Consider the following 23,666-nt stretch of genomic DNA (forward strand, 5'->3'; position numbering starts at 1 on the left):
AGTTGTCCCAATATGAAAATATGTTCGATACTCTCTCCAATATTCCAAGGTGACTAAGACCTGTTCTTCGAGAGTTAGGATAGTGCGACGCCCTCTTTTGTCTTTCTGATTTTCTGACTTGAAATTTTCCAATGCGCTAACCATTGCTTTCAAGGTTTCAATCTTGATACCAAATCTACGTTGAAATTGATCGGGTTTTAAGTTTAGATAAAATTGATTTTTCATGATTTACTCGTTTTGTAACTACAACAGCACTTTATAGCATTTTATTTTGTTGATAACAAGACAAGAGTGAAAATAAGTTAAGAGTTGGGATTCAATCAACTTTCAGCAAAACTTTTCATTATATCATAAAATTATTTTGCAAGAGGTCTAATGAAAGTTTCTTATTCATTTTGGTTTGGCGGTCGTTATGGGAGCGAATCTCAAAGACGACTTGAGGAGCAATATTGTCCTCTCGATATTGTATGTAAGAAGGCCGATCGCCCTTTGGTCTGCCAAATACCACCATCGTATCAGGTGCTTGAGAAATATCGGGTCTGCCCTCAACCGGATACCAGAGTAAATCGGCTGCTACAAAAACGTTTGGGTCATTCTTAAACAGCGATTCGCAACCTTCTTTGATTGTGACAATTAATTTGTATTGAATTGTGCTATCTGCCATCGGCTGACCGTCGCTGGAAGGATAAATGATTTCTGCGGTTGTGACTTGCATTGTGGTTGTCTCCGAGAAGTATCTGAGCTGAATTATACTATTGTTTGAAGCAGCTACTGGGGTCGGAAACGGCACTGCATTTTCCCGCATGACATATTCAAAATAGCGTGCAGCGGCGCTTCAAAGCTGCTTGCAAAAGAGTGTTGTACAGTTTTTCCTTAACAGTATAAGCTCCGAATCTTTCCAAGTGCGGGTTGTTCATTTGAGCGTCGAAAAGTAGATAAGATCGATCGCGCAATCTCTCCACCAACTTCACCATCGCCACCTTAGAACCTTCGGGAATTCGGTAAAACATCGACTCCCCAATAAACGCACCGCCGATCGACAATCCGAGAATACCGCCCGCCAATTCGTCCCCGCACCAAGTCTCGAAGCTGTAAGCCCAACCGGCCTCATACAAACCCCAGTAAATCTTCTTGAGCTCCTTAGAAATCCAAGTCGTTTCGCGATCGGCACAACCCTCAACCACCGCCCCAAAATCGCGGTTCACAGCCACCGAAAATCGATTTTGATTGATTTGGCGACGCAGGGATTTCGGATAGGTAAATCTTTCATCCAGGGGAATCAGCGCCCGCTGTCGGCTGGAATACCACCCCAAACTCTCCTCGCCGTCATTTGCCATCAAGAAATAGCCTTGCGCGTATCCTTGTATAATTGTCGGTATATCATATTGCATATATTTATCAGTTGTCATTTCTCAGTTAACTTTTCAAAGTCAACATTAGCAATTAGGAATAATTATGTCTGAAACCATTGAACCTATTACCTTACCGCCCGCCAAAAACCCCGAACAAGAAGGCCAATGGCTCCAACAAACGCTGCTGGCATGGCTAGACTCCGAGTTTATCCCAGAAGCAGCCAACCAGCAAATAGCTAAAAGAGCTGCCCAAATCTATGTCCGCCAGCGCATGGAAGGCGAAAATGACGTGGGCAGCCTCGTAATTGCGATCGTCACCGAAATGCAGGCCTATGATTTTTCTAAAAGCTTCTACGGCGAATTTGCGATCGCCAACGCCGTCAGCGACTTGTTACTCGAAAGTCTCGGCATCGATAAATGCTGTGGCCAGTGAAGCAAGAAGGAGGAAAATTTAACTCATAAGTCTGAAACAAGAATCAACCCCAAACATAATCTTGCCGATTATTTATAAGTTTTTTTCCTTCTTCCTTCTTCCTTTTTCTTTAGAATAAATCTCCAGAAACACGACAATTTCAGAAAAACATCATCCGTATATCCGTGTCATCATCCGTGTCGTGCCTTCTTTCTTCCTGCTACCAGCTAGACTTCACAACACCGGGCAAAAGACCTTCGTGAGCCATTTCTCGCATCATGTTGCGAGACAGTCCGAAGTCACGATAGTAACCTCTGGGCCGTCCAGTTGCCCAGCAGCGGTTCCGCAAGCGAGTCCGCGAACTGCTGCGGGGTAGCTGTTGTAGTTGGCGGTGAATCGCCATTTTGTCCATCTGATTGTTAGCTTGGTCAAACTGGTCTTTCAGGTCTTCCCGCTTGTCGGCGTACTTGTCTACGAGTCTCTGGCGCTTTTTCTCGCGCTCGACCATGCTCTTCTTAGCCATAATCTGTTGATATCCTTAGATTAATCACAATCTACTATTTTACTATATTTTGGTGATTTCGGATCGCTTTTATTTGAATTATTTCTTTTGTCAACAAGATTTTTAGCAACAGGCAAGATGCCTGTTCCACAATAACTCTACATTTTTAGCAACAGGCAAGATGCCTGTTCCACAATAACTCTACACTTTTAGCAACAGGCAAGATGCCTGTTCCACAATAACTCTACATTTTTAGCAACAGGCAAGATGCCTGTTCCACAATAACTCTACACTTTTAGCAACAGGCAAGATGCCTGTTTCACAATAAATTAACACTTTTAGCAACAGGCAAGATGCCTGTTCCACAATAACTTAACACTTTTAGCAACAGGCAAGATGCCTGTTCCACAATAACTTAACACTTTTAGCAACAGGCAAGATGCCTGTTCCACAATAAATTAACACTTTTAGCAACAGGCAAGATGCCTGTTTCACAATAAATTAACACTTTTAGCAACAGGCAAGATGCCTATTCCACAATAAATTAACACTTTTAGCAACAGGCAAGATGCCTGTTCCACAATAAATTAACACTTTTAGCAACAGGCAAGATGCCTGTTCCACAATAAATTAACACTTTTGTGGTACAGGCATCTTGCCTGTACTTAGCATTTGTGCAACACCTAATTATTAGCAGAAGGGTAAAAATCTGCAATAACTCATTTTTTTTGTGGTACAGGCATCTTGCCTGTACTTAACCTTGGTGCAAGACCAAACTATTAGCAGAAGGACACAAATCTGCCAGTTCGCAAATATTGCAAGCCGGATTTCTCGCATTACAAACTGCCCTGCCGTGATAAACCAACCGAATCGACCAATTTTCCCAATCCGGCTGCGGCAACAATATCATCAAATCCCGCTCGATCCTTATAGGATCGGTATGTTCGGTCAATCCCAACCGCTGAGTCAAACGTTTGACGTGAGTGTCTACCGTCACGCCCATATTAATACCAAAAGCGTGGGCGAGAACGACATTAGCCGTTTTGCGGGCAACTCCGGGCAATTCTAGCAGCAGTTCCATCCGCTGCGGCACTTGATTGTTAAATTTATTGACGATCGCCTGACAAGCACCTTTAATGTTTTTAGACTTATTGCGGTAGAAACCAGTCGATCGCACGAGATTTTCCAATTCTTCTATATCAGCATTTGCCAAAGCCACCGCATCGGGAAAACGCTCAAACAAAGCCGGCGTTACCAAATTTACTCGCTCGTCCGTACACTGAGCCGAGAGAATCGTCGCCACCAGCAACTGCACGGGAGTTTCGTAGTTGAGAGTACAAGGAGCTTCTGGATAGAGGCGTTTGAGGCGAATCAAAATTTCTAGCGATCGTTGTTTTAAACTTAACTTTTTAGTCATTAGTCAGTAGTCATTAGTCATTAGTCAGTAATCAGTAGTCATTAGTCATTTGTTATTTGTTTTTAAATGGTTCCCAGGCACGACCGGGGAACCCATAACCAGAGGCTCTGCCTCGCTTGCGTAGGAAAAAAAGAGAGGGAAAAATAGGAAAATAGGAAAACGAAAAACTAGACATAAATCTTCCTTCTTCCTTCTTCCTGAAATCCGTTACATCCGTTACATCCGTTACAGAATCCGTTGCCGAACTTCCTTCTTCCTTCTTCCTTCATTTACTATTGCATGAAATTTCGCAAATCAAACCCAGCCAAATTAGCAGTATCGCGAATAATCAAGAAAACTCCCAAACCCAGCAACAACACCAAACCTGTCTGCATGACATTTTCCTGAATGCGGTTCGGCAGAGGCTTGCCCCGCAGTCCTTCGATTAAAAGAAAAGCTAGCTGACCGCCGTCCAAAGCAGGTAAAGGCAAGATATTAATCACAGCCAAATTGACGCTAATTAACACCGCATACTGAAACAAACTCGCAGCATCCGATTTGGCAATCCCTGCACCAATCGCCACAATCGCCACAGGCCCGGACAACTTGTCGGCAGTCTGGCTGAAATTGCTAAGTAACTGCCCGAAGCCTTGAACCGTCAGCACCACAATCCGCTCAAATTCTTTGGCGGCCTTGCTAAACGCCTCTACAAATCCGGCCCTCTGCCGCACCACAGTGCCGTTAGAAGTTAGTTGCACGCCAATGCGACCTTTGCCGTCGGGCGACTCTTCAGGAGTTACTGTCACCAGAAATTTTTGTTCTTGGCGCTGAATTTCCAACGCTAGGGGTTGGTTGGGATGATCTTGGATTGCTGCGACCAATAATTTGACTGCTTCGCCGGAAGCGCCCAATTCCTTGCCGTCAACAGACAGAACAACGTCGCCCGATCGAATTCCCGCTTGTTTGGCGGCCGAACTGACTTCCGCAGCGACTTCCGGGACTTTAACTCCCGGTAGGTAGTTGATTTCTGCAGCGCCGACAGTGCTCAATTGCACCACCAGCAGGAAATAAGCAAAAATTAAGTTGGCAACTACCCCTGCGCTAATGACGATCGCCCGATCGAGCACGGGGCGATTTTTGAGCAAATTCGGGTCATTTGGGGGAATTGTACTGTCGGGATCGTCGTCCGGGAAACCCACGAAACCTCCCAGGGGAAACGCGCGGAGGGCGTATTCAGTTTCCGGGCCTTGGTACTTCCAGAGGATTGGCCCGAAACCGATGGAGAAGCGGTTGACGTGGATGTGTTGAAGTCTCGCCGCCAAGAAGTGGCCGAGTTCGTGAACGACAATCAAGATACCTAAAACTGCGATCGCTGCCAAAACTGACATGAAGGATTCCACTAACACTTTTACTGGACTTTGATTTATTTTAATATCTTTTTAATATCGGTGGCTTCGGAGGGACAATTTTCAGTCAAACTGGAAGGTGGTGTTTTTGTCGGAAGTCCCGGCTGCTGCGATCGACCCGACGCTGCCAAACCGATCGCGCGATCGTACCTGAGTTTACCTCTAAAACCCATTCCCATTACCCATTCCCTATTACAAATTACCCATTACCAATTCCCTGTTAGCCATTCGCCATTATGAAAGACACTTCTTTGAATATTATCGCTATTTCTATCTTTGCCATCACCGTTTCCATATTGTTGGGCCCCCTATTCAACTTGCCAGAAGCCGTACCTGCGATCGCCACTTTTTGCCTGTTGGGGCTAGCCACCCTCGACAGTTTCCAGTGGCAAGGTCAAGGCGGTACAATTTTATTAGATTTGCTGGGAGGAACTTCCAAACAAAAGCGCGATCGTATCCTTCACCACGAAGCCGGACACTTCCTAGTCGCCCACCTATTGGGAATTCCCGTAACCAGCTACGCCCTCAATGCTTGGGAAGCATTTAAACAAGGCCAAACAGCCCAAGGCGGCGTCCGATTTGAAGACCAACAATTAGCATCTCAACTCCAAAGTGGCACTCTTTCCGCCCAACTTTTAGACCAATACTGCACCGTGTGGATGGCCGGAATAGTCGCAGAAAAATTTGTTTACGGCCGTGCAGAAGGAGGAGCAGAAGACCGCACCAAAATCAGTGCAATTTTAACACAACTGCGCCGTCCAATTTCCGAAATTCAACTCAAACAAAACTGGGGTTTGCTGCGAGCAAAAAACCTGATCGAAAGCCACCAATCAGCTTACGAAGCCCTAGTATCAGCCATGGAAAAAAGAGCAAGTGTTGCCGAATGCTGCGACATCATCCAGCAAAATTTATAGCAAAAAAATTACGCAGTTTTGCCTTATAAACCCGGTTTATATCTAGATTTCTCACAAAGACAGGACTTACGCACCGCCTCAATATATAGTGTTTTCTAGGGGCAAACCCCCGTGGTTGCCCCCATACCTGGAATGATGGCGTAAGTCCTAAAACACAAAAAATTTGCGTAGAAACCGAGTTTAAGAGCGTATTATAGGGATTAAAAATTAATGTCAGAACCAAATATTTTCCCAACAACACTGCAAACAGCAAACCCAAATACAGAAAAATTGTTGTGGCTGTTTGGTTTGCGGATCGACCCTGGCACCGAAATACCAAATCTATATACTCTAATTGTCTATGGAGAACAAGAGCCGCCCTTAGTAGCCGGCGGTCAACTTGTATTTTTTACCCGTCCAGAACTAGCGATTAACGCTCTCCAATTGTGCAATATCGATGTCAGCAAACTGGGAAAGCCACCCACACAAATAGACGCTATTTGCGACATTGCAGAAACGCTATACCTGCTCGATGCCGAAGATTTTGACGAGTCAGCTACTATCCTCAACTGTTTGAACGCGCTTTTCGATTTAGTGAAAGCTACTTTAATACCGATGCCAACTGAATACAAGCGCATACTTTATGATTTTGCCGACCATTTGAATATTGAGGAAGAGTTTGCAAGTTTTTTAGACACAGAAGATATTCAGCGATCGGAAATTGTCAATGCCATTTTGTGGTGTGTGGGAGCAATTACAGCTAAATCGAGATTGCTGACATAGCAATTTTAGATTTTAGATTTTAGATTTTAGATTGGGGATTTGGGATTTAAAGTAGTCCGGGACTATACTAATTACCACAACGTTGTAGGGGCGGGTTCACAAACCATACATAACAATGACCGACAATTCATATAAACCCGCCCCCACCCCACCGTAAATCTGAACGTACATTTAGCTGGGAAAGTTGGGTGGGGGCGGGTTTTTGAGATTGTTTGTTTTGGGGCGATTATTGTTGGTGAACCCGCCCCAACAAATCTATCAATTACCAATTATGAATTACCAATTATTCAGAATAATCCCGATCGCTACAAAAAACTTAGTATTAGGGCGTAGCGCGAGTTATACTCCTACTGGAAAGACTGTGACTGCCAAAAAATCTCGACATCAAAGTTTATGAGCAACACTTCCGGGCTTCGACCTGCAGCCGACAACCCCAAAACACAAAAACTCAGCCTCTCAACAAAATTAGCTTACGGTGCCGGCGACCTCGGCCCGGCAATTACCGCTAATGTTTTGGCATTTTACCTCCTAGTTTTCTTTACCAATGTTGCTGGTTTACCTGCCGGTTTAGCCAGTAATATTTTGGTAGTTGGCAAGATTTGGGATGCTATAAATGACCCGATTGTGGGGGTTTTGAGCGATCGCACTTCTCACCCTTGGGGCCGCCGATATCCTTGGATAATATATGGTGGCATTCCCTTCGGCATATTCTTCTTATTGCAGTGGATAGTACCTAGCACGGATCACACAGTGTTATTTTGGTACTATGTTGCAATCAGTATTTTGTTCAACACCGCCTACACGGCTGTCAATCTTCCCTACACTGCCCTGACTCCAGAACTTACTCAAGACTACAACGAACGCACTAGCCTTAATAGTTTTCGGTTTGCTTTCTCCATTGGCGGCAGCATCTTTTCATTAATCTTAGCTCTAATTATCTTTCGTGTATTTGAAAAAGACCCGAATCAACAATATTTAGTATTAGGTGCAATCTGTGCAGTTATCTCTGTCTTGCCTTTGTACTGGTGCGTTTTGGGAACTCGCAAGCACGTCGCAGCCCAACTATTAGAAAACGCCGAACTCGATAATTCTACATCCTTGCCACTGAAAGAACAGTTGCAGATTGCATTTAGCAATCGCCCTTTTTTGTACGTCATTGGAATTTATCTTTTTTCTTGGCTGGGAGTGCAGTTGACGGCTACTATTATTCCCTACTTTGTTGTTAACTGGATGCAACAGCCACAGTACGTTTTTAGCTTGGTGGCGATCGCAGTTCAAGGCACTGCATTAATCATGCTATTTGTTTGGAGTAAAGTCAGCGAGAGATACGGCAAAAAAGCCGTATATTTTATGGGCATGAGTCTGTGGATTATTGCTCAAGCTGGACTATTTTTTCTCCAACCAGGACAAGTATTGCAGATGTACTTATTAGCAGTCATGGCAGGTGTCGGAGTTTCCACGGCTTATCTAATACCTTGGTCGATGATACCGGATGTGATCGAACTAGACGAACTGCAAACAGGAGAAAGACGCGAAGGGGTTTTCTATTCGTTTATGGTACTGCTGCAAAAAATCGGATTGGCAGGGGGTTTGTGGTTGGTAGGTCAAGCATTAGAAGGAGCTGGATTTCTATCTACAGTTCCGGGACAGCCTGCACCCGTACAGCCGGAGTCGGCACTGTTTGCGATTCGAGTTGCGATCGGGCCGCTCCCCACAATTGCTTTAATTGCTGGGATGATTCTCACATACTTTTATCCCATAACCCGCGAAGTTCATGCAGAAATATTGTTGAAGCTGCGAGAAAGAAAAGCAGAAAATCAGTAAGCGCTAATAACCAATAGTTGGTAATTCGTAAAATCGAAAAATAACAACTACCGATAGCTAATCCGGGCGATATTAATAGCAATCCTCCCATCCTATGCAAACTATTTTTTTCTTGAACAATGTGTCATCTTCTTATGGCATCGGTTAATTTAAAAAAAACGTTGCGCGTTTCCTGAAAGGATTGCTATAGCTTGCTCGGAGGGCGAATAAAAGCGATAGTTTTAGTAATAGCCCCGGAACGCAGAAACCTAGTTTTTTTTACGAAAATACATAAATCGCGCCGCGCCATCCGCCCCAGTAGAAAAACCCCGAATGCTTGAGTTGTTCTAAATGTCGATCGAGCTTGAGAACACAAATTATTAAATTTTATGTCGCTCGCGCACTATCGAAATGAGTTTGCGATATGATCGCCACGGTAAAATAAGTATATACACTTAATCATTCATCTAACTCCTCAAAAAGTTTATAATTAAAAGAAGAAACAGATTTTTTTCGGAAATTGATTCGATTAGTTGCCGTTCCCAAAAATCTGCCGAATGTGGCTAATTATATCTACAGGGGAAATGCAACACTTTTTAGCCGATCAGTTAGCGCGTAAGTTAACAAGTGCTTTTGTCGTTGACTCCGAACCGAAAAATGGCATAGAGGACAAACCAATACCAGCGCAAGCGGCGGCTGAGGTGTTACGGTCAATTGTAAAAGTTTGGTAAAGTTATGGAACCCGCTGTCGCGAAGCTGAGCAACACCTGAAAAAGTTGGCTTCGTCGCCCGGAAACCCTAAATACAAGCACAACGCAGCCGAGCCAAATGCAGTCCGATCTAACTCTCCAGCAGTTGTAAAAGAACTTTTACCGCCGGCCTAGCATAAGGATTTAGTGATTTTTGTATACTATGTGAAAGTAGTGAGAACTATTAGAAGGAAGTGGGATCGACCAACCAATAATTTCGTGTGATATCCTTAAGCCAATGCTCAAAGTATCAACCTGAAGGCTCGCAGAAGAAAGCTGATTTTACCCACAAAATATCAAAGAGGTCAACATGGAAAGAGAACAGGACGCTCATATCGTACCCATTAGCAACCAGAGCCGACAGGTGCAGCAATTTTCCGTTGACGAGGGAGAAGATTTAAGCGCGCAGCCTCAGAAAGGATTGAATGTAAAGCCGTTGTTGAGGACTGTTCAGCGAAAAGCCCTAATCATTATTGGGATTATAGGTCTAGTAGTCGGCGGAGTTGTTTATCAGATCAAGGGAGCCAAGAAAACATATCAAGGCGATTTTCGGATGCTAGTGGAACCCGTGACAACGGAGGCAAGAATTGCTGACCCCTCTGCCCTAGCCAATCGCAGCGAGGGGGGAGGAGTACCTAGTAGAGATTTTTTTAGTTTGGACTACGCAACTCAACTTCAAATTCTCCAGAGTCCTCAGATGCTGTCAGCTATTGTTAAACAAGTCCAAAAACGATATCCAAAATTCACTGAGAAAATGCTTCAAAAAGAATTAGTCGTTTTGCGGCTCGGAGAAGATCAGATGACGATGACTAAAATTTTGGAAGTTCGCTTCATGGGGAATGAGCCTGAATTTGTTGAGTTCGTTTTACAAGAAACTAAAAAGAAATATTTAAAGTACAGTCTTGATGAACGCAAGACTCGGATTGGTGAAGGTGTTAAATTTATTGAAGACCAGCTTCCGGGACTCAATAAGCGCGTAAACGACCTGAAATCGGAGTTACAGGTGATACAGCAGGAGCAACAGATTACCAATCCTCAAGAACAAGGCGCGCAATTAATCCAGCAAGTTCGTGCCGTAGAAACTTTAGAGTTAGAAACTCAAAGGCTACTGCAAGAACAGAAAACGCTGTACGCTAACTTGCAAAAACAATTAGATTTTACACCAAATGAAGCTATTGCTGCTTCTGCTTTAAGCGAAGAACCTCAATATAAAGAGTTGCTGACCAAGGTTAAGGAAGTAGAAGGTCAGATTGCTGTAGAAACAGCTCGGTTTAAATCTGCTAACCCTATAGTGGAAGCTTTAGAGCGCAAGCGGGCAAATTTAGTAGCTTTGCTCAACCAGCAAACTGATAGAATTTTGGGGCAAAATTTAGTCGGTACCCAAGCCAATTCTAAAGTTCAGAATTTTCAAAATTCTATTCGCATAGGCTTGATTAAACAATTGGTTGATACTGCTAACCAAGTTGAGGTCTTAGAAGCTCGCCGTCAGGCCATCAGCCAAACTAAAAACAATTTAAACAGGCAAGCAACAGAATTTCCCACCATAGCCCGCCGCTACAACGAACTGCAACAGCAATTAGAAGTAGCCGCCCGCACCCGCGATCAACTTCTAAGCCAGCGGGAAACTCTGCGCGTCCAAGCAGCTCAAAGCCAAGTACCTTGGGAAATAATTTCTGAACCACGGATACCGCTAGATGAGAAGGGCAACCTGATGCCAGTTCCATCGAAAGCTAAAAACAAATTAGTGATGGCAGTTGTTGGAGCGCTAGTTTTGGGTCTGGGAACTGCTATCCTCATTGAAAAAATTCGCAATATTTTCTACTGTGCTGATGACGTGAAAGATGCGGTTGATGTGCCTTTATTGGGAGCAATTCCTCTGGACAAAAATGCTAGAAAATTGCCGCCTTCTATTGCTAATGCCTATGCTTATATTGAAGGAAAAGAGGGTAATAAGAAAATTGCTGCGGAATTTATAGAAGCTTTTGACTCTCTTTATACTAATATCCGCTTTCTTTCTTCAAATCGAACGATTAGCTCTGTGGCAATTGGTTCGGCTACAGTTGGCGAAGGCAAATCTACCGTTGCTTTAAACTTAGCTCACGTGGCAGCGCTGGCGGGTCAGCGAGTGCTGTTAGTAGACGCGAATTTGCATTCCCCCAGCCTGCACTTGCTGTTGGAAGTGCCTAATGTCAAGGGATTGAGCAACTTGCTAGACCATAAAAACGAACCCAATGAAATTATCCAACGATCGCATCTAGCAGATAATCTTTTTGTATTAACTGCTGGTATCCCGAATCCTGGTACTGCCAGACGGCTGGCATCATCTCAGATGCAGTATTTAATGGAAGAACTTCAGGCAAAATTTGACTTAGTTATCTACGATACGCCGCCGCTGGCTGACAGTAAAGATACGAATTTTTTAGCGGCGCGCACCGATGGCATACTGATGGTTGTAGCAATTCGCCAGGTTCCCTTTTCTGTAGTCAAAAAAGTTTTCAGTCAATTAGAAAATTTTGGCATACCATGCTTGGGCACAGTTGCGAATCATGCCCCTAAACGCAAGAAGTATCCAGCATCGAGAGCATCAGTTGTTGAAGATAAAAGTGAATATTTGAATTTGACACCAGCACCGTCTCGTATCCGCAAACTAGCTCCAAAAAAAGAGTGAAACCCAACAAAGAAGACCCCCAAAAAAAGATGCCCGCCCTCGACATGAGTCAATCGATTTTAGATTTTAGATTTTAGATTTTAGAATTGACTTGGGCGAGATAAATGCTCTTTCTTGAGGATTTTTGATTTTCGATTTGGGATTGATTCCACGGATAAATCACGTGGCGGATACCACATGAAGAAATTCGCGGTCATGGAACTCCCAAAATTTTAGATTCTTGTTCAATCTCCCAGATTTGTCTGTGGAGTAAATCGAAAATCAAAAATCCTTGGACTGAGCGCGACTTGAAGCTCGCGCTCGCCCAACCTCTTAGGCCGAAGTCTCAAATCTCAAATCTCAAATCTCAAATCTCAAATTGACTGAGTGCGGACTAATTTCCATCGGGGTTGGTAGGAAATGTAACGATAAAATTAGTCCAGCCATTGCTGCTTTCAACCTCAATTTTTCCCTGCAACTGTTCCACAAGTTTTTGAACCAAAGCTAAACCCAAACCTGTACCTCCTTGTTTCCAAGGATCTGCGTTGGGAACTCGATAAAATTTCTCAAAGATTCGAGGCAATTCCTCTATTGAGATGGACGATTGATTGCTGAGTGTAAATTGGATTTCTGAAGCCACAGCACTTGCTTGTCGCGAATTTGTCCTTTGTTCTCCTTGTTCCCCCTCTCCGTTTTTGCACTCAACTTTCAGAAAAATTTCGCCGCCATTGGCAGTATATTTGCAGGCATTGTTGAGGAGTTCGGCTAAAATTCGTCCCAAACTAGCGCGGTTGGAACTGATCGTGGGGAGGTGACGATCGCACTCTACTCGCAAATCCTGGTGGCGGTCGTGGGCCCGGGTGTAAAACGGGTCGATAATAGTAGGCAGCCAGAGTTCTAAGTTTACTGGTTCGAGGTCGATCGGACAAGTTGCAGCTTCGAGCCGCTGCAAATCTAGCAAAGCATTAATCAAGTCTGTTTCTCTAGTACATTCTGTTTCTAAAATTTCTAGATAAATCTGGCGTCGATCTAGCGTGGGAGAAATTCTCAACATATGAATAGCCATTTTTATATTAGCTAAAGGCGTCCGCAGTTCGTGAGAAACTGTGCTGAGAAATTCATCTTTAAGGACATTTAAATGCTGGAGTTCGTGAACTTTTTGCTGCAATTCTGCGGTGCGTTCTTGGACTTGGCGTTCGAGGTCGGTGTTGAGATTTTGGACTTGCTGATAGAGTTGGGCTTGCTGAATGGCGATCGCGATTTGAGTTGCCAGTTGCAGCAGCAAATCCACTTCCGAAGGCTGCCACTGACGGGATTGGGAACACTGATGAACACACATCATCCCCCACAAATTGCCGTCTTGCAAAATTGGTACAATCAAATAAGCTTTGATTTGCGCTTGGTGGAACCAGGCATATTTTTCGGCACTCAAACGGGCTTGGTCGATGTCGGGGACGGCATAAATTTCCTGTTCTATCACCGAAGCAGATTCTTGCCAAATATTATCGGGCAGGATTTCTCCTAAGATTGAAGGCCCATTTTCGGCAACTGATTCTGCCACTACAATGCCGTAATTGCTCGACTCTAAATGCAGGATGGCTACTCGGTCAGCTTGCAAAACTTGGCGGACTTCATCGACGCTGGCGTTGAGAATTTCTTCGAGGTTTAAGGATTGGTGAATCCGCAAGGAAATGTGAGTTAACAGCCGATCGCGCTGCAATTGTTCGTGGAGTTTTGCCGTCCGTTCCCGCACCTGCTGTTCCAGTTTGGCGTTGCGGCTTTGCAACAGTTCCACTTTTTCTGCTTGCAATTGATAAACCGACTGCTGCAACTGTTTGACAACTCGATACATTTCGGTGGGGTCGAGGACTCTGAGCAAGCTGGTCTGAGTAATAATGCCCAACAGTTCTCCGCGCCCCCCGCACACGACTAACCGCTGCACTTGTTGCTGCTGCATTTCTTTGTGCGCCGTCCATAGGGAATCGGAGGGTTGAAGAAATTGCAGGGGAGTTCTCATGATTTTTTGACCTGGGGTTTGCTTGAAATTTAGTTCAAGAAACTGTGCCTGCACAATGTCATATTCGGTAATAATTCCCAGGGGTTGGTGAAAGGAATAGTGAAAAATGGAGGTATAGTCATCTTTGGGTTTCTCCATTGTTAATTCTTTGTTTTTTGTAATCACTACGCAACTGACTTGATGCTCTGACATCAGTTCGGTTATGCTCAGCAGCGAGGCAGTGTGAGGCGCTGTAATTGGCGTAGTCATTAATTCTGCTACCCGCCGCAATTTAAGAATGTTTGAAGGCTGCAATACTTGGCGAATTCTTTCCCGTGTCAGCACTCCTACCAAGTGGCGAAATTGATTGACGATCGGCAAATAGCGAATCTTGTGCTGGCGAAATAAGGATAAGGCGGTAAACACGTCTTGGTCGTCGGATTCTGTGAGGGAGACCGACACCGGGGACATCACTTCGGAAATTGGTATTTTGTGCAGGGCTACTTTGTGCTGGCTGTCTATTGTGCCAGAAGCTATCAGCCTCACTAGGTCGGCGGGAGTTAATATGCCGATTAACAGTCCGCGGCTGGGGTTGTCGGATAAGTTGCCTGTGGTAATAGTCTGCTGGTTCTGGACGACGAACACGCAGCGGGCCCGCACCTTTTCCGGCGCGGCTGTTTCGGTCATCGCCCCCCGGTCTGAGGGTACAGGTGTTTTGACTAGGGGACAACTGTTTTGCAACTGACTCATCAGCGCGATCGCCACTGCTAAGGAAGTTTCTGGCCCGGCAGTGAGGGGGTAGCGATCGATCGCTTGTTCTAAGGCTGAGGAGTAAAAGGGCGGGTGGTAGAACGGCATAGTGGATGGCAGGTTGTCAGAGGGCGGCTAACGATCGGGCAAAGCCTTGGGGAACGGCAGAAACAGTTCACAAAAAACCGGGCAATACTTGACATTACCGGATTTTTTGTGGCTCTTTTCGTACAGGTGAAACCCGTACAGGTGAAACTGCAAACACCTCTATACGGTTGCTGCACTCCTCAAAGGGTGAGTTTCCGTTTACTTTTCTAATCATATTTAATGCTGCATTCACATCAGCATTAATCAGCGTTTCATTCCCCGACCGAAACAACCCACGTTTAACTCTCTTACCCTGGTAAGACTCTTGCTTACCGACAGGATATAAATCCAAAAAGCTGCACTTACTTGTATAAGATTCTTCTGTAACTGTTACCTTTATCCCCACTAACTCAGCTTTGTAAGTAATCATTTCTACGAGCTTGGCGTCAGGAATTGCTACAAACGTCTGATTCGTTTTTTTTCCTAATTGTAAATTTTGTTTCCACCCCACATTTTTCCCAATAACTAACTGCCCGATTTGAGCGTCCACCAACCGCTTGACTATCAAACTGCTGGTTTGATGAAGATAGTTTTCAACTCGATTGTTTCGCTTAAAGATGATTTGCTGGATTTGATGTGTGGTATATTTCCCTTTCTCAAGTTTTGACTGTAAAAATGCTCGGCGCTTATTCAAACCTTGATTGATTGATTTGAGCTGTTTTCCATCATATAGAGTTGGAGTAAATGTTGGCTTATTTGATGCTAAAGCGACGAGGTTATCAATCCCTAAATCTCTACCTGCTATGAGTTGAGGGTTTAAATCCACCAACGTTACAGGCTTTTTATAAACAACCTCAACAACGTAGGTCGCTGTGGCAGGAACTATCCTTACCTCTATGACATCTTGCGCTTTTGTAGCAATTATTATGTCACTTTGAGATAAATGAAGTAGCCCATTATTTTTCTTTTTTCCCCTTTGTCCTATCGATTGGTTATCATAAATTAACAAGTTACGTCCACAGGTTTTATGTTTGTATTTGGGAATTCGGGGGGGGGATGAAAATTGATGGATATCTCGGTAATAAGCCTTGATTGACTTTTTCCAAGCCTCCGAATCGTGAATAACTTGTTTGAGAACTTGAGTGCTAATTTTAGCAGGTAAGGATTTATAGTCGGCTGTGGGTTTTAGGATGGCATATAACTGTTTTAGACTCTTGGCAGCGCCAACTTTTGACTCAGAGTTAAAAAAGTGTTGCCTCATGTAAGAGTTACCATAATTGTAGAGTTTTTTGGACAGGAAAGATAAGTCATCAAACTGTTTAAAAAACTGATGCTGCCGATCTATGTAATGCCTTTCAACGACAATCATAATTTTTTTGGGGGATAAACGAAAAGTTTTTTGTTGCTTTGTTAAGCACTGTACAATAAAGTCTTGGGATTATCCGATATAGTGTAACACCTCGCCTATGCTTGCGACTTAAATAATAGACTTTCTAATTGATTATTTCCATTAATCTGAGCTTCAGATTAATGGAAATAATCCGCAATCTCATTCATCTCAAATACGCAGGGCGGTTTTTACGGCCTGCTTTTCCCCTGAGACTCCCCTATAATCAAAATAACCCGAATGTAAAGTTTTACTACAAGATTTATCCATAATGACAACTTTAAGCTTAGAGCAAATTGCAGCCAAGTTAGAAAGCCAAAATTCCGCCGATCGCATGGTGGCTTTGGCCAACTTGCGGAATGTGCCTGCTGCAGAGGCGGTGCCTTTGATTAAAAAGGTGTTGAACGACGAAAGTTTGCAGGTACGATCGATGGCTGTGTTTGCTCTGGGGGTCAAACCGACAGCAGAGTGCTATCCTATTCTAGTCAAATTGCTAGAAACAGACCCGGATTACGGCATTCGCGCTGACGCTGCGGGTGCTTTGGGCTATCTCGAAGATATCAGAGCTTTTGATGCTTTGGTGCGCGCTTTTTACGAAGATACTCAATGGCTGGTGCGCTTCAGCGCTGCTGTTTCTCTGGGAAATCTCAAAGATCCCCGGGCCCGCGATGTGCTACTGAAAGCTCTCGACAGCGATCAAGTGGTGATCCAGCAGGCGGCAATTTCGGCTTTGGGGGAAATTAAAGATATTGGGGCGATCGATCGCATCCTCAATTTTGCTCAGTCGGAAGATTGGCTGATCCGCCAGAGGCTGGCTGAAGCTTTGGGCAATTTGCCGAGTGTTAAGAGCGTTTCGGCTTTGAAATACCTAGAAAAAGATAGCAATTCTCAAGTATCTGAGGCGGCAACAATTTCTCTCGATCGTTTGTCAAAAGCAGAAGTGTGACATAAAACTTTTAGTATGTTAAAAAACCCGGTTTATTCAATAAACCGGGTTAATCCGTATGTTAGCAATCTTAATAAAATTTATAGACTATTCAGTAAAACCAGAATGTATTATTTAAGCTGCGAGGCTAAATCGCAAGTTAAAATAGTTGTCGATCTCCTTTAACCGAAACTAACCATGAATCAAGCGCCCAATCCCTTTAACTCAAATCCCTCCAATCCGCTAGACCCCTTGGAGCAAGAAGTTGACGAGCAAGGTGAAGCATTGCCAAGACAGTACCACCCAGCTACTAAAAAAACTCTGCAAAAAGTCTTTATCATCCTGGTAGTTGTTGGGGCAATTATTGGGGGAATTCTATCTATAGGGGTGATTTCGCTGATGCAGAAAGCCGGACTCACTGATGTGCCGGCAAGGGTACAGAATCCCAAGTAATCAACTCCGAAGAATCTGTCGATGCTGAATGCACTGATTTTCTGGGATGAAGCTTGAGTAACTATGATGTTTTGTATGGATGTTTTCAAAATAATTGATGCTTAAAAATTCTACGGCTGCGCCCGATCGCATTTCACAGCGACAGATTTCGGAAAAACTTGTCTCCTCCGGCTTTCACGCTCTTTCTGACCCCCTGCGGATTCAGATTCTGGAGTTGCTGCGAGAACAGGAGTTGTGCGTTTGCGAATTGTGCGATCGGCTTTCTGTCCCTCAGCCTAAACTCTCTTTTCACCTCAAAGCCTTGAAGGATGCAGCTTTAGTCCGCAGCCGCCAAGAAGGCCGCTGGATTTACTACAGCCTCAATTTAGCTCAGTTTGTCGCCCTCGAACAGTACCTCGCCGAATACCGCCGCTTCAGCCAGATCCTGCCGGCACGCCCCTGTTCTGACGCAGATTAACCCATCAACATTTCTTAATGTGTTGATTGCCTGTTTGTCTTCCCTCATACTTGACATATCAAATTTTATTGATATGATTCCAGTGTACCCCTTAGTTATGGCATTGGGTGAGGTCAATGAACCGAGCAGAAAAGGCCAAGGTTTCCGCACTAAGTATAATTGCTTTGACCATAGGTGCGATCGGGCTTCTCAGCTCCTGCGGACAAGTCCAGTCGCCAGAATCGCAAAGCATTAAAATAGACGGTTCCAGCACCGTGTATCCAATTACGGATGCGATCGCCAAAGAATATCAAAATACCAATCCCAAAAAAGCATCAATTACTGTTGAATTCTCCGGTACTGGTGGAGGATTTAGAAAGTTTTGTGCTGGCGAAACAGACATCAGCAACGCCTCGCGCCCCATCAGCGCAGGGGAAATGGAAGCCTGCAACAAAGCAGGCATCCGCTACTACGAATTACCAGTCGCCTTTGACGCGCTCACAGTAGTAGTCAATCCCAACAATAGCTGGGCAAAAGACATCACAGTAGCCGAACTAAAAAAACTTTGGGAACCCGCCGCCCAAGGAAAAATTACCCGCTGGAATCAGATTCGACCTAATTGGCCAAATCAACCTATAACCCTTTACGGTGCAGGCAAAGATTCCGGTACATTTGACTACTTCACAGAAGCAACAGTAGGTACTGCGAAATCCAGCCGTACCGACTATACAGCTAGTGAAGATGATAATGTTTTAGCCCAAGGAGTTATCAAAGATCCAAATGCCTTGGGTTACTTTGGATTAAGCTATTACGAAACCAATCAAAATCAATTAAAAGCATTAGGAATAGACAATGGTAAAGGGCCAGTTCTACCCAGCATACAAACTGTAGAAAACGCTCAATATCAACCCCTCGGTAGACCTCTTTTTATCTATGTCAGTTACACCGCTGTCCAAAATAAACCAGAGGTGGGCGAGTTTGTGCAATTCTACATGAAAAAAGCACCAACTTTAGTCCAGTCGGTCGGTTACATTCCCCTACCAAGCGAAGGCTATCAACTGATTTACAAGAATTTCTACAATGGCAAAGTTGGGACTTTCTTCGATGGTCAAGCTAGGTTTGACTTAACCATTGGAGAGTTATTACGAAAAGAGGCAAAATTTTAATTTTTTCTCATCAAGTTTCACTTACCAGTTAACTAAATGAACCATCCTCAAGCAACTAACTCACCTGTCAAAGCAGGAAGCAAACTCAGTTTTTTTGAAAGATACCTCACCCTTTGGGTATTTCTTTGTATTTTAGGCGGTATTCTTCTCGGTAGACTATTCCCTAACGTCGCCGTCACCCTTGATGCTCTCAGCTTTTATCAGGTGTCAATTCCTATTGCCATCTGTCTGTTTTTTATGATGTATCCCATCATGGTAAAAATAGACTTTACCCAGGCGGCTAATGCAGCGCGAACGCCCAAACCAGTGATTTTAACATTAGTCGTCAACTGGGTTATCAAACCATTTACAATGGTAGCCTTTTCTCAGTTTTTCTTAGGTTGGCTATTTCGCCCCCTCATTACCGGCACCGAAATAATTCGTGGCAGTGAAGTCTCCATCGCTAGTTCCTACATTGCAGGTACAATATTATTAGGAATTGCCCCCTGTACTGCGATGGTTTTAATGTGGGGATATCTGTCCTACGGCAATCAAGGACATACCCTCGTTATGGTTGCCATTAATTCCCTAGCAATGCTGTTTTTATATGCACCATTAGGCAGATGGCTGTTAGCAGCAAATGATTTAGTTGTTCCTTGGCAGACAATAGTATTGTCTGTATTGATTTATGTCGGTTTGCCCTTAGCCGCCGGAATGTATAGCCGTTTCTGGATTTTTAAACATAAAGGGCGAGAATGGTTTGAACGAGAGTTTATGCAATATCTGAGTCCAGTTGCTACGGCGGCCCTTTTGATTACGCTAATTCTTTTGTTTGCCTTCAAAGGAGAGTTGATTGTCAACAATCCTCTGCACATTCTTTTAATTGCTGTGCCTCTGTTTATCCAGACAAACTTCATTTTTCTGATTTCTTATGTAGCAGCTTTAAAACTCAACTTGTGCTACGAAGATTCAGCACCTGCCGCGCTGATTGGGGCCAGCAATCATTTTGAGGTAGCGATTGCTACGGCTGTGATGCTGTTTGGCTTAAACTCAGGTGCAGCCTTGGCTACAGTTGTAGGTGTTTTAATTGAGGTTCCAGTGATGTTAATGTTGGTAGAAATCTGCAAGCGAACAGCATTTTGGTTTCCCCGAAAACCAGAAACTGCATCGCTGCGAGACCCTCGTTGTCTGCCCAATTCCAATTGCTAGAATCTCATGAACGAATTCACTCATAAACCCAAAATTCTCTTTTTATACGGCTCTTTAAGAGAGCGTTCTTACAGCCGCTTGTTGGCGGAAGAATCGGCTCGAATTATTGAGGGGTTCGGTGCAGAGGTTAGGTTTTTTAATCCTCTGGAACTGCCAATTTACGGTAGCGTTCCCGATACGCATCCGAAGGTTCAAGAATTGCGGGAATTGAGCCTGTGGTCGGAGGGTCAAGTGTGGTCTAGTCCAGAAATGCACGGTAATATTACTGGCATTATGAAAAATCAAATTGACTGGATTCCTTTAAATATTGGGGCTGTCAGACCAACTCAAGGCAGGACTTTGGCGGTGATGCAAGTCAGCGGCGGTTCCCAGTCTTTTAATGCTGTCAATACTTTGAGAATTTTGGGCCGCTGGATGCGGATGTTTACGATTCCGAATCAGTCTTCGGTTGCGAAGGCTTATCAGGAATTTAATGAAGATGGGACGATGAAGGATTCGCCTTACCGCGATCGCGCGATCGACGTAATGGAGGAACTGTACAAGTTTACCTTGCTGTTGCGGGAGCAAACCGACTATTTGACCGATCGCTACAGCGAACGCAAAGAACAAGCAGCTAAAGAGGCGATCGCCCTAGCAAATCGCGCCCTTGAAACATCTAACTAACAACCACCAACTAACAACTAACAACCAACAACCAACAAATCCCATGAAAAAAGTAATGTTTGTGTGCAAAAGAAACTCCTGCAGATCGCAAATGGCAGAAGGATTCGCTAAAACCATCGGCGCCGGCAAGATTGGAGTCACCAGTTCCGGGTTAGAATCAAGCAGAGTTCATCCAACAGCAATTCAAGTCATGTCAGAAATCGGCATTGACATCACCGATCAAACATCCAACCCATTAAACGAATTCAATGCAGAAGACTACGACGCCGTAATTTCTCTCTGCGGCTGCGGCGTGAATTTACCCGAAGCGTGGGTATTGCGAGAAGTGTTTGAAGATTGGCAACTCGACGATCCCGACGGACAACCCATCGAAACTTTTCACCGCGTTCGAGATGAAATTAAAGCACGAGTTGAAACATTAGTGGACTCTCTCAAGTAAGATTAAGTAGACGGGCGGGCAGGATGCCCACCCCACAATAAAATTAACTTTTGTGGAACAGGCCGAAAAGCCTGTTCTTAAGAATGGTGCAAGATGTGAGTTTCAATTAACTTTGTAGCGACAGTTAAAATTTGTCGCTTTCGCATCCAAAGAATTAGTGCTAAATTATGAGAGGCGTTCCGCCGGAACGCCTCTAAATCCGTTGCGAGCAGAGACTAAAAAGTTTAGCACATGATTCAGACCGCAGTCACGCCTTTCAAAAACAAACTTCACTCAGCTTTAACTAAAAAGCAGATTACAGTTTTACAAATTAATCTCGGCAAACGCTGCAACCTCGCTTGCACTCACTGCCACGTAGAAGCTAGCCCGACACGAACAGAAGAACTTTCCCCGGAAATTTGCGACCAATTAATTGAAATCATTCGCCGCTTTCCTCAAATTCAAACTGTTGACCTCACCGGCGGTGCTCCCGAAATGCTTTACGGTTTTAAACCGCTAGCGGAAGCTGCCAGGGCTGCAGGTAAAGAGGTAATTGTTCGTTCTAATTTGACTATTTACTTTGAAAAAGGTTTTGAAGATATTCCCGAATATTGCGCGCAGCACCAACTCAGAATTGTGGCGTCGCTTCCCTGCTACCAAGCTGACAATGTGGACAAAATGCGTGGCAACGGTGTTTTTGACAGTTCGATTCGGGCGCTGCAAAAGCTAAATCAGTTGGGATACGGAAAAAACCCAAATTTAACTCTGGATTTGGTGTACAATCCACAAGTGCCGGCAACAGACAAGTTTTCGCTAACACCGGAACAAGGCAAGTTAGAGGAAGATTACAAGGTTTATTTAGCCGAAGATTTTGGGATTTGTTTTAATCAATTGTTCGCGATTACTAATTTGCCGGTGGGACGGACTAAGTTTCATTTGGAACATAAGAAACTTCACAAGTCTTATCTGGGGTTTTTGGAGGATAATTTTAATCCCGGTACTCTGGAACATTTAATGTGCCGTAACGAATTGTCGATCGACTATTTGGGCAATGTCTACGACTGCGATTTTAACCAAATGGAAAATCTGCCGGCGAAAACTGGCAGTGGGGAAAAGATAAATACTGCTAAATTGCTTGCATCTGGCAGTTTAGATGTGATTCAAGATGTGCAAACGGCTGCTTATTGTTACGGCTGTACGGCGGGTAGCGGTTCTAGCTGTGGCGGTACTTTGATTTAATTTAAGGGAAAAGTTGCGCTTTATTACAAAGTTTTTTAGCGCTAAAGCGCAACTACAAACCTTACGGTGTATGCAATGAATGAGTGGAGAGTTTAGGTAATGAATGATTCGCGATCGCCCGATGAAAATCCGCCGCCATCAAATAGGTGGAAACTGATTTTAGGGATTGGTTTAGCTGTGGCTTTAATTGCAGCGACTAGGTTTTTTAACTTTCAAGGAATTCTGAAAAATGCCTTGGAGTCGATCGCGAGTCTCGGCCCGTGGGGCCCGGCAGCTTTTATTCTCATTTACATTGTCGCAACCGTTCTATTTATCCCCGGTTCTTTGCTGACTCTCGGTTCTGGCGTTTTGTTTGGAGTCGTTGGCGGTTCGGTTTGTGTTTCCATCGGCTCAGTTTTAGGCGCAACTTGCGCTTTTTTGGTAGGGCGGTATTTAACTCGCGACTGGGTTTCCAAACAGATAGAGGGCAATCAAAAATTTAAGGCGATCGACTCCGCAGTTGCTTCTGAAGGATGGAAAATTGTGCTGCTGACGCGACTTTCTCCCATTTTTCCGTTTAATTTGCTTAACTATGCTTTTGGAGTCACGCAGGTATCTCTAAAAGATTATTTTTTGGCATCTTGGATCGGCATGATTCCCGGAACAGTCATGTATGTTTATATCGGTTCCCTGGCCGGGAGTTTGGCTGCACTTGGATCTAGCGGGCGATCGCGCACTGCTGCTGAGTGGACTCTTTACGGCATTGGTTTGGTAGCAACGATCGCCCTCACCGTTTATGCAACCCGCTTGGCTAAAAAAGCTTTAGACGAAAAAATTTCCCCTTGAAACCAAAGCACAAATCAGTAAAATTGTCAATAGAGTTTTGCTCATACATTATAATACATTAGAAATCTAAAAAACTCCGTATTTTCTCTGTGTTATTTACAATTATTTTGTTATACAAACGAGATAGATATTAAAGATATCGTAAAGCACAAACCTCAAATAGGTAAATCGAACGTCGAAATATACAATT

At 44.1% G+C, this 23,666-nt stretch carries 23 protein-coding genes and 1 pseudogene; 15 read left to right on the top strand and 9 right to left on the bottom strand.

Annotation, left to right across the window (positions count from 1 at the left end):
* The 3 genes and pseudogenes from QT973_RS03540 to aat all read right to left on the bottom strand — a co-directional run.
* On the bottom strand, nucleotides 1–225 hold a 225-nt coding region (locus QT973_RS03540), incomplete at its 3' end, for a transposase family protein (RefSeq protein ID WP_333390639.1).
* A gap of 151 nt (nucleotides 226–376) precedes the next feature.
* Nucleotides 377–715, bottom strand: a pseudogene (locus tag QT973_RS03545) (Uma2 family endonuclease); the annotation flags it as partial.
* A gap of 97 nt (nucleotides 716–812) precedes the next feature.
* The gene (aat, locus tag QT973_RS03550) at nucleotides 813–1,409 is read right to left on the bottom strand and encodes a leucyl/phenylalanyl-tRNA--protein transferase (protein ID WP_445242611.1); all 597 of its coding nucleotides are present in this window, start codon (nucleotides 1,407–1,409) and stop codon (nucleotides 813–815) included.
* A 46-nt stretch (nucleotides 1,410–1,455) separates the two neighbouring features.
* On the opposite strand from aat, the gene QT973_RS03555 reads away from it, so the two are divergent.
* On the top strand, nucleotides 1,456–1,785 hold the full coding sequence (locus QT973_RS03555; RefSeq protein ID WP_190740107.1) for a hypothetical protein: 330 nt from the start codon (nucleotides 1,456–1,458) through the stop codon (nucleotides 1,783–1,785).
* Nucleotides 1,786–1,984: 199 nt separating this feature from the next.
* Here QT973_RS03555 and rpsN read toward each other — a convergent pair whose 3' ends face one another.
* The 4 genes from rpsN to QT973_RS03575 form a co-directional block, all read right to left on the bottom strand.
* Nucleotides 1,985–2,287, bottom strand: a complete 303-nt coding sequence (rpsN, locus tag QT973_RS03560) for a 30S ribosomal protein S14 (protein WP_006633844.1) — start codon at nucleotides 2,285–2,287, stop codon at nucleotides 1,985–1,987.
* 733 nt (nucleotides 2,288–3,020) lie between these two features.
* Nucleotides 3,021–3,683, bottom strand: coding sequence for an endonuclease III (nth, locus tag QT973_RS03565; protein ID WP_333272438.1), 663 nt, complete (start codon nucleotides 3,681–3,683; stop codon nucleotides 3,021–3,023).
* Between the two features lie 272 nt (nucleotides 3,684–3,955).
* Nucleotides 3,956–5,050, bottom strand: a complete 1,095-nt coding sequence (rseP, locus tag QT973_RS03570) for an RIP metalloprotease RseP (RefSeq protein WP_333210715.1) — start codon at nucleotides 5,048–5,050, stop codon at nucleotides 3,956–3,958.
* 35 nt (nucleotides 5,051–5,085) lie between these two features.
* Nucleotides 5,086–5,247: a hypothetical protein gene (locus QT973_RS03575; protein WP_333096380.1), complete on the bottom strand. Its 162-nt coding sequence runs from the start codon at nucleotides 5,245–5,247 to the stop codon at nucleotides 5,086–5,088.
* A 57-nt stretch (nucleotides 5,248–5,304) separates the two neighbouring features.
* On the opposite strand from QT973_RS03575, the gene QT973_RS03580 reads away from it, so the two are divergent.
* From QT973_RS03580 to QT973_RS03600, 5 genes are all read left to right on the top strand, one after another.
* Nucleotides 5,305–5,982, top strand: coding sequence for an ATP-dependent Zn protease (locus QT973_RS03580; protein ID WP_333055619.1), 678 nt, complete (start codon nucleotides 5,305–5,307; stop codon nucleotides 5,980–5,982).
* A 210-nt stretch (nucleotides 5,983–6,192) separates the two neighbouring features.
* Complete coding sequence (locus tag QT973_RS03585) at nucleotides 6,193–6,744, top strand: hypothetical protein (protein WP_333055618.1); 552 nt, start codon at nucleotides 6,193–6,195, stop codon at nucleotides 6,742–6,744.
* Nucleotides 6,745–7,137: 393 nt separating this feature from the next.
* Nucleotides 7,138–8,568, top strand: a complete 1,431-nt coding sequence (locus tag QT973_RS03590; RefSeq protein ID WP_333244087.1) for an MFS transporter — start codon at nucleotides 7,138–7,140, stop codon at nucleotides 8,566–8,568.
* A 536-nt stretch (nucleotides 8,569–9,104) separates the two neighbouring features.
* Nucleotides 9,105–9,278, top strand: a complete 174-nt coding sequence (locus QT973_RS03595; RefSeq protein WP_333055616.1) for a hypothetical protein — start codon at nucleotides 9,105–9,107, stop codon at nucleotides 9,276–9,278.
* Nucleotides 9,279–9,606: 328 nt separating this feature from the next.
* Nucleotides 9,607–11,964, top strand: coding sequence for a polysaccharide biosynthesis tyrosine autokinase (locus QT973_RS03600; RefSeq protein WP_333055615.1), 2,358 nt, complete (start codon nucleotides 9,607–9,609; stop codon nucleotides 11,962–11,964).
* 373 nt (nucleotides 11,965–12,337) lie between these two features.
* On the opposite strand, the gene QT973_RS03605 is transcribed toward QT973_RS03600, so the two are convergent.
* Nucleotides 12,338–14,797: a CBS domain-containing protein gene (locus tag QT973_RS03605; protein WP_333055614.1), complete on the bottom strand. Its 2,460-nt coding sequence runs from the start codon at nucleotides 14,795–14,797 to the stop codon at nucleotides 12,338–12,340.
* Between the two features lie 94 nt (nucleotides 14,798–14,891).
* Nucleotides 14,892–16,145, bottom strand: coding sequence for a transposase (locus tag QT973_RS03610; protein WP_333055613.1), 1,254 nt, complete (start codon nucleotides 16,143–16,145; stop codon nucleotides 14,892–14,894).
* A gap of 289 nt (nucleotides 16,146–16,434) precedes the next feature.
* On the opposite strand from QT973_RS03610, the gene QT973_RS03615 reads away from it, so the two are divergent.
* The 9 genes from QT973_RS03615 (at nucleotide 16,435) to QT973_RS03655 (ending at nucleotide 23,476) form a co-directional block, all read left to right on the top strand.
* Nucleotides 16,435–17,109 (top strand): HEAT repeat domain-containing protein, encoded by a 675-nt coding sequence (locus QT973_RS03615; RefSeq protein WP_333055612.1) that lies wholly within the window; start codon nucleotides 16,435–16,437, stop codon nucleotides 17,107–17,109.
* Nucleotides 17,110–17,286: 177 nt separating this feature from the next.
* Nucleotides 17,287–17,541, top strand: a complete 255-nt coding sequence (locus QT973_RS03620; RefSeq protein ID WP_172188171.1) for a hypothetical protein — start codon at nucleotides 17,287–17,289, stop codon at nucleotides 17,539–17,541.
* 97 nt (nucleotides 17,542–17,638) lie between these two features.
* A complete protein-coding gene (locus tag QT973_RS03625) occupies nucleotides 17,639–17,998 on the top strand; it encodes a metalloregulator ArsR/SmtB family transcription factor (protein WP_333055611.1) in 360 nt (119 codons plus the stop codon).
* Nucleotides 17,999–18,114: 116 nt separating this feature from the next.
* The gene (locus tag QT973_RS03630; RefSeq protein WP_333260806.1) at nucleotides 18,115–19,143 is read left to right on the top strand and encodes a PstS family phosphate ABC transporter substrate-binding protein; all 1,029 of its coding nucleotides are present in this window, start codon (nucleotides 18,115–18,117) and stop codon (nucleotides 19,141–19,143) included.
* A gap of 36 nt (nucleotides 19,144–19,179) precedes the next feature.
* Nucleotides 19,180–20,331, top strand: a complete 1,152-nt coding sequence (arsB, locus tag QT973_RS03635; RefSeq protein WP_333055609.1) for an ACR3 family arsenite efflux transporter — start codon at nucleotides 19,180–19,182, stop codon at nucleotides 20,329–20,331.
* Nucleotides 20,332–20,337: 6 nt separating this feature from the next.
* A complete protein-coding gene (gene arsH / locus QT973_RS03640; protein ID WP_333055608.1) occupies nucleotides 20,338–20,994 on the top strand; it encodes an arsenical resistance protein ArsH in 657 nt (218 codons plus the stop codon).
* 43 nt (nucleotides 20,995–21,037) lie between these two features.
* The gene (gene arsC, locus QT973_RS03645; RefSeq protein WP_190732266.1) at nucleotides 21,038–21,433 is read left to right on the top strand and encodes an arsenate reductase, glutathione/glutaredoxin type; all 396 of its coding nucleotides are present in this window, start codon (nucleotides 21,038–21,040) and stop codon (nucleotides 21,431–21,433) included.
* A 231-nt stretch (nucleotides 21,434–21,664) separates the two neighbouring features.
* A complete protein-coding gene (arsS, locus tag QT973_RS03650; RefSeq protein WP_333055606.1) occupies nucleotides 21,665–22,651 on the top strand; it encodes an arsenosugar biosynthesis radical SAM (seleno)protein ArsS in 987 nt (328 codons plus the stop codon).
* A gap of 99 nt (nucleotides 22,652–22,750) precedes the next feature.
* Complete coding sequence (locus tag QT973_RS03655) at nucleotides 22,751–23,476, top strand: TVP38/TMEM64 family protein (RefSeq protein ID WP_333055605.1); 726 nt, start codon at nucleotides 22,751–22,753, stop codon at nucleotides 23,474–23,476.
* Nucleotides 23,477–23,666: the final 190 nt, after the last annotated feature.

Origin of the sequence: Microcoleus sp. Z1_A1 (assembly GCF_036700305.1) — a bacterium.
Taxonomy (GTDB): Bacteria; Cyanobacteriota; Cyanobacteriia; order Cyanobacteriales; family Microcoleaceae; genus Microcoleus.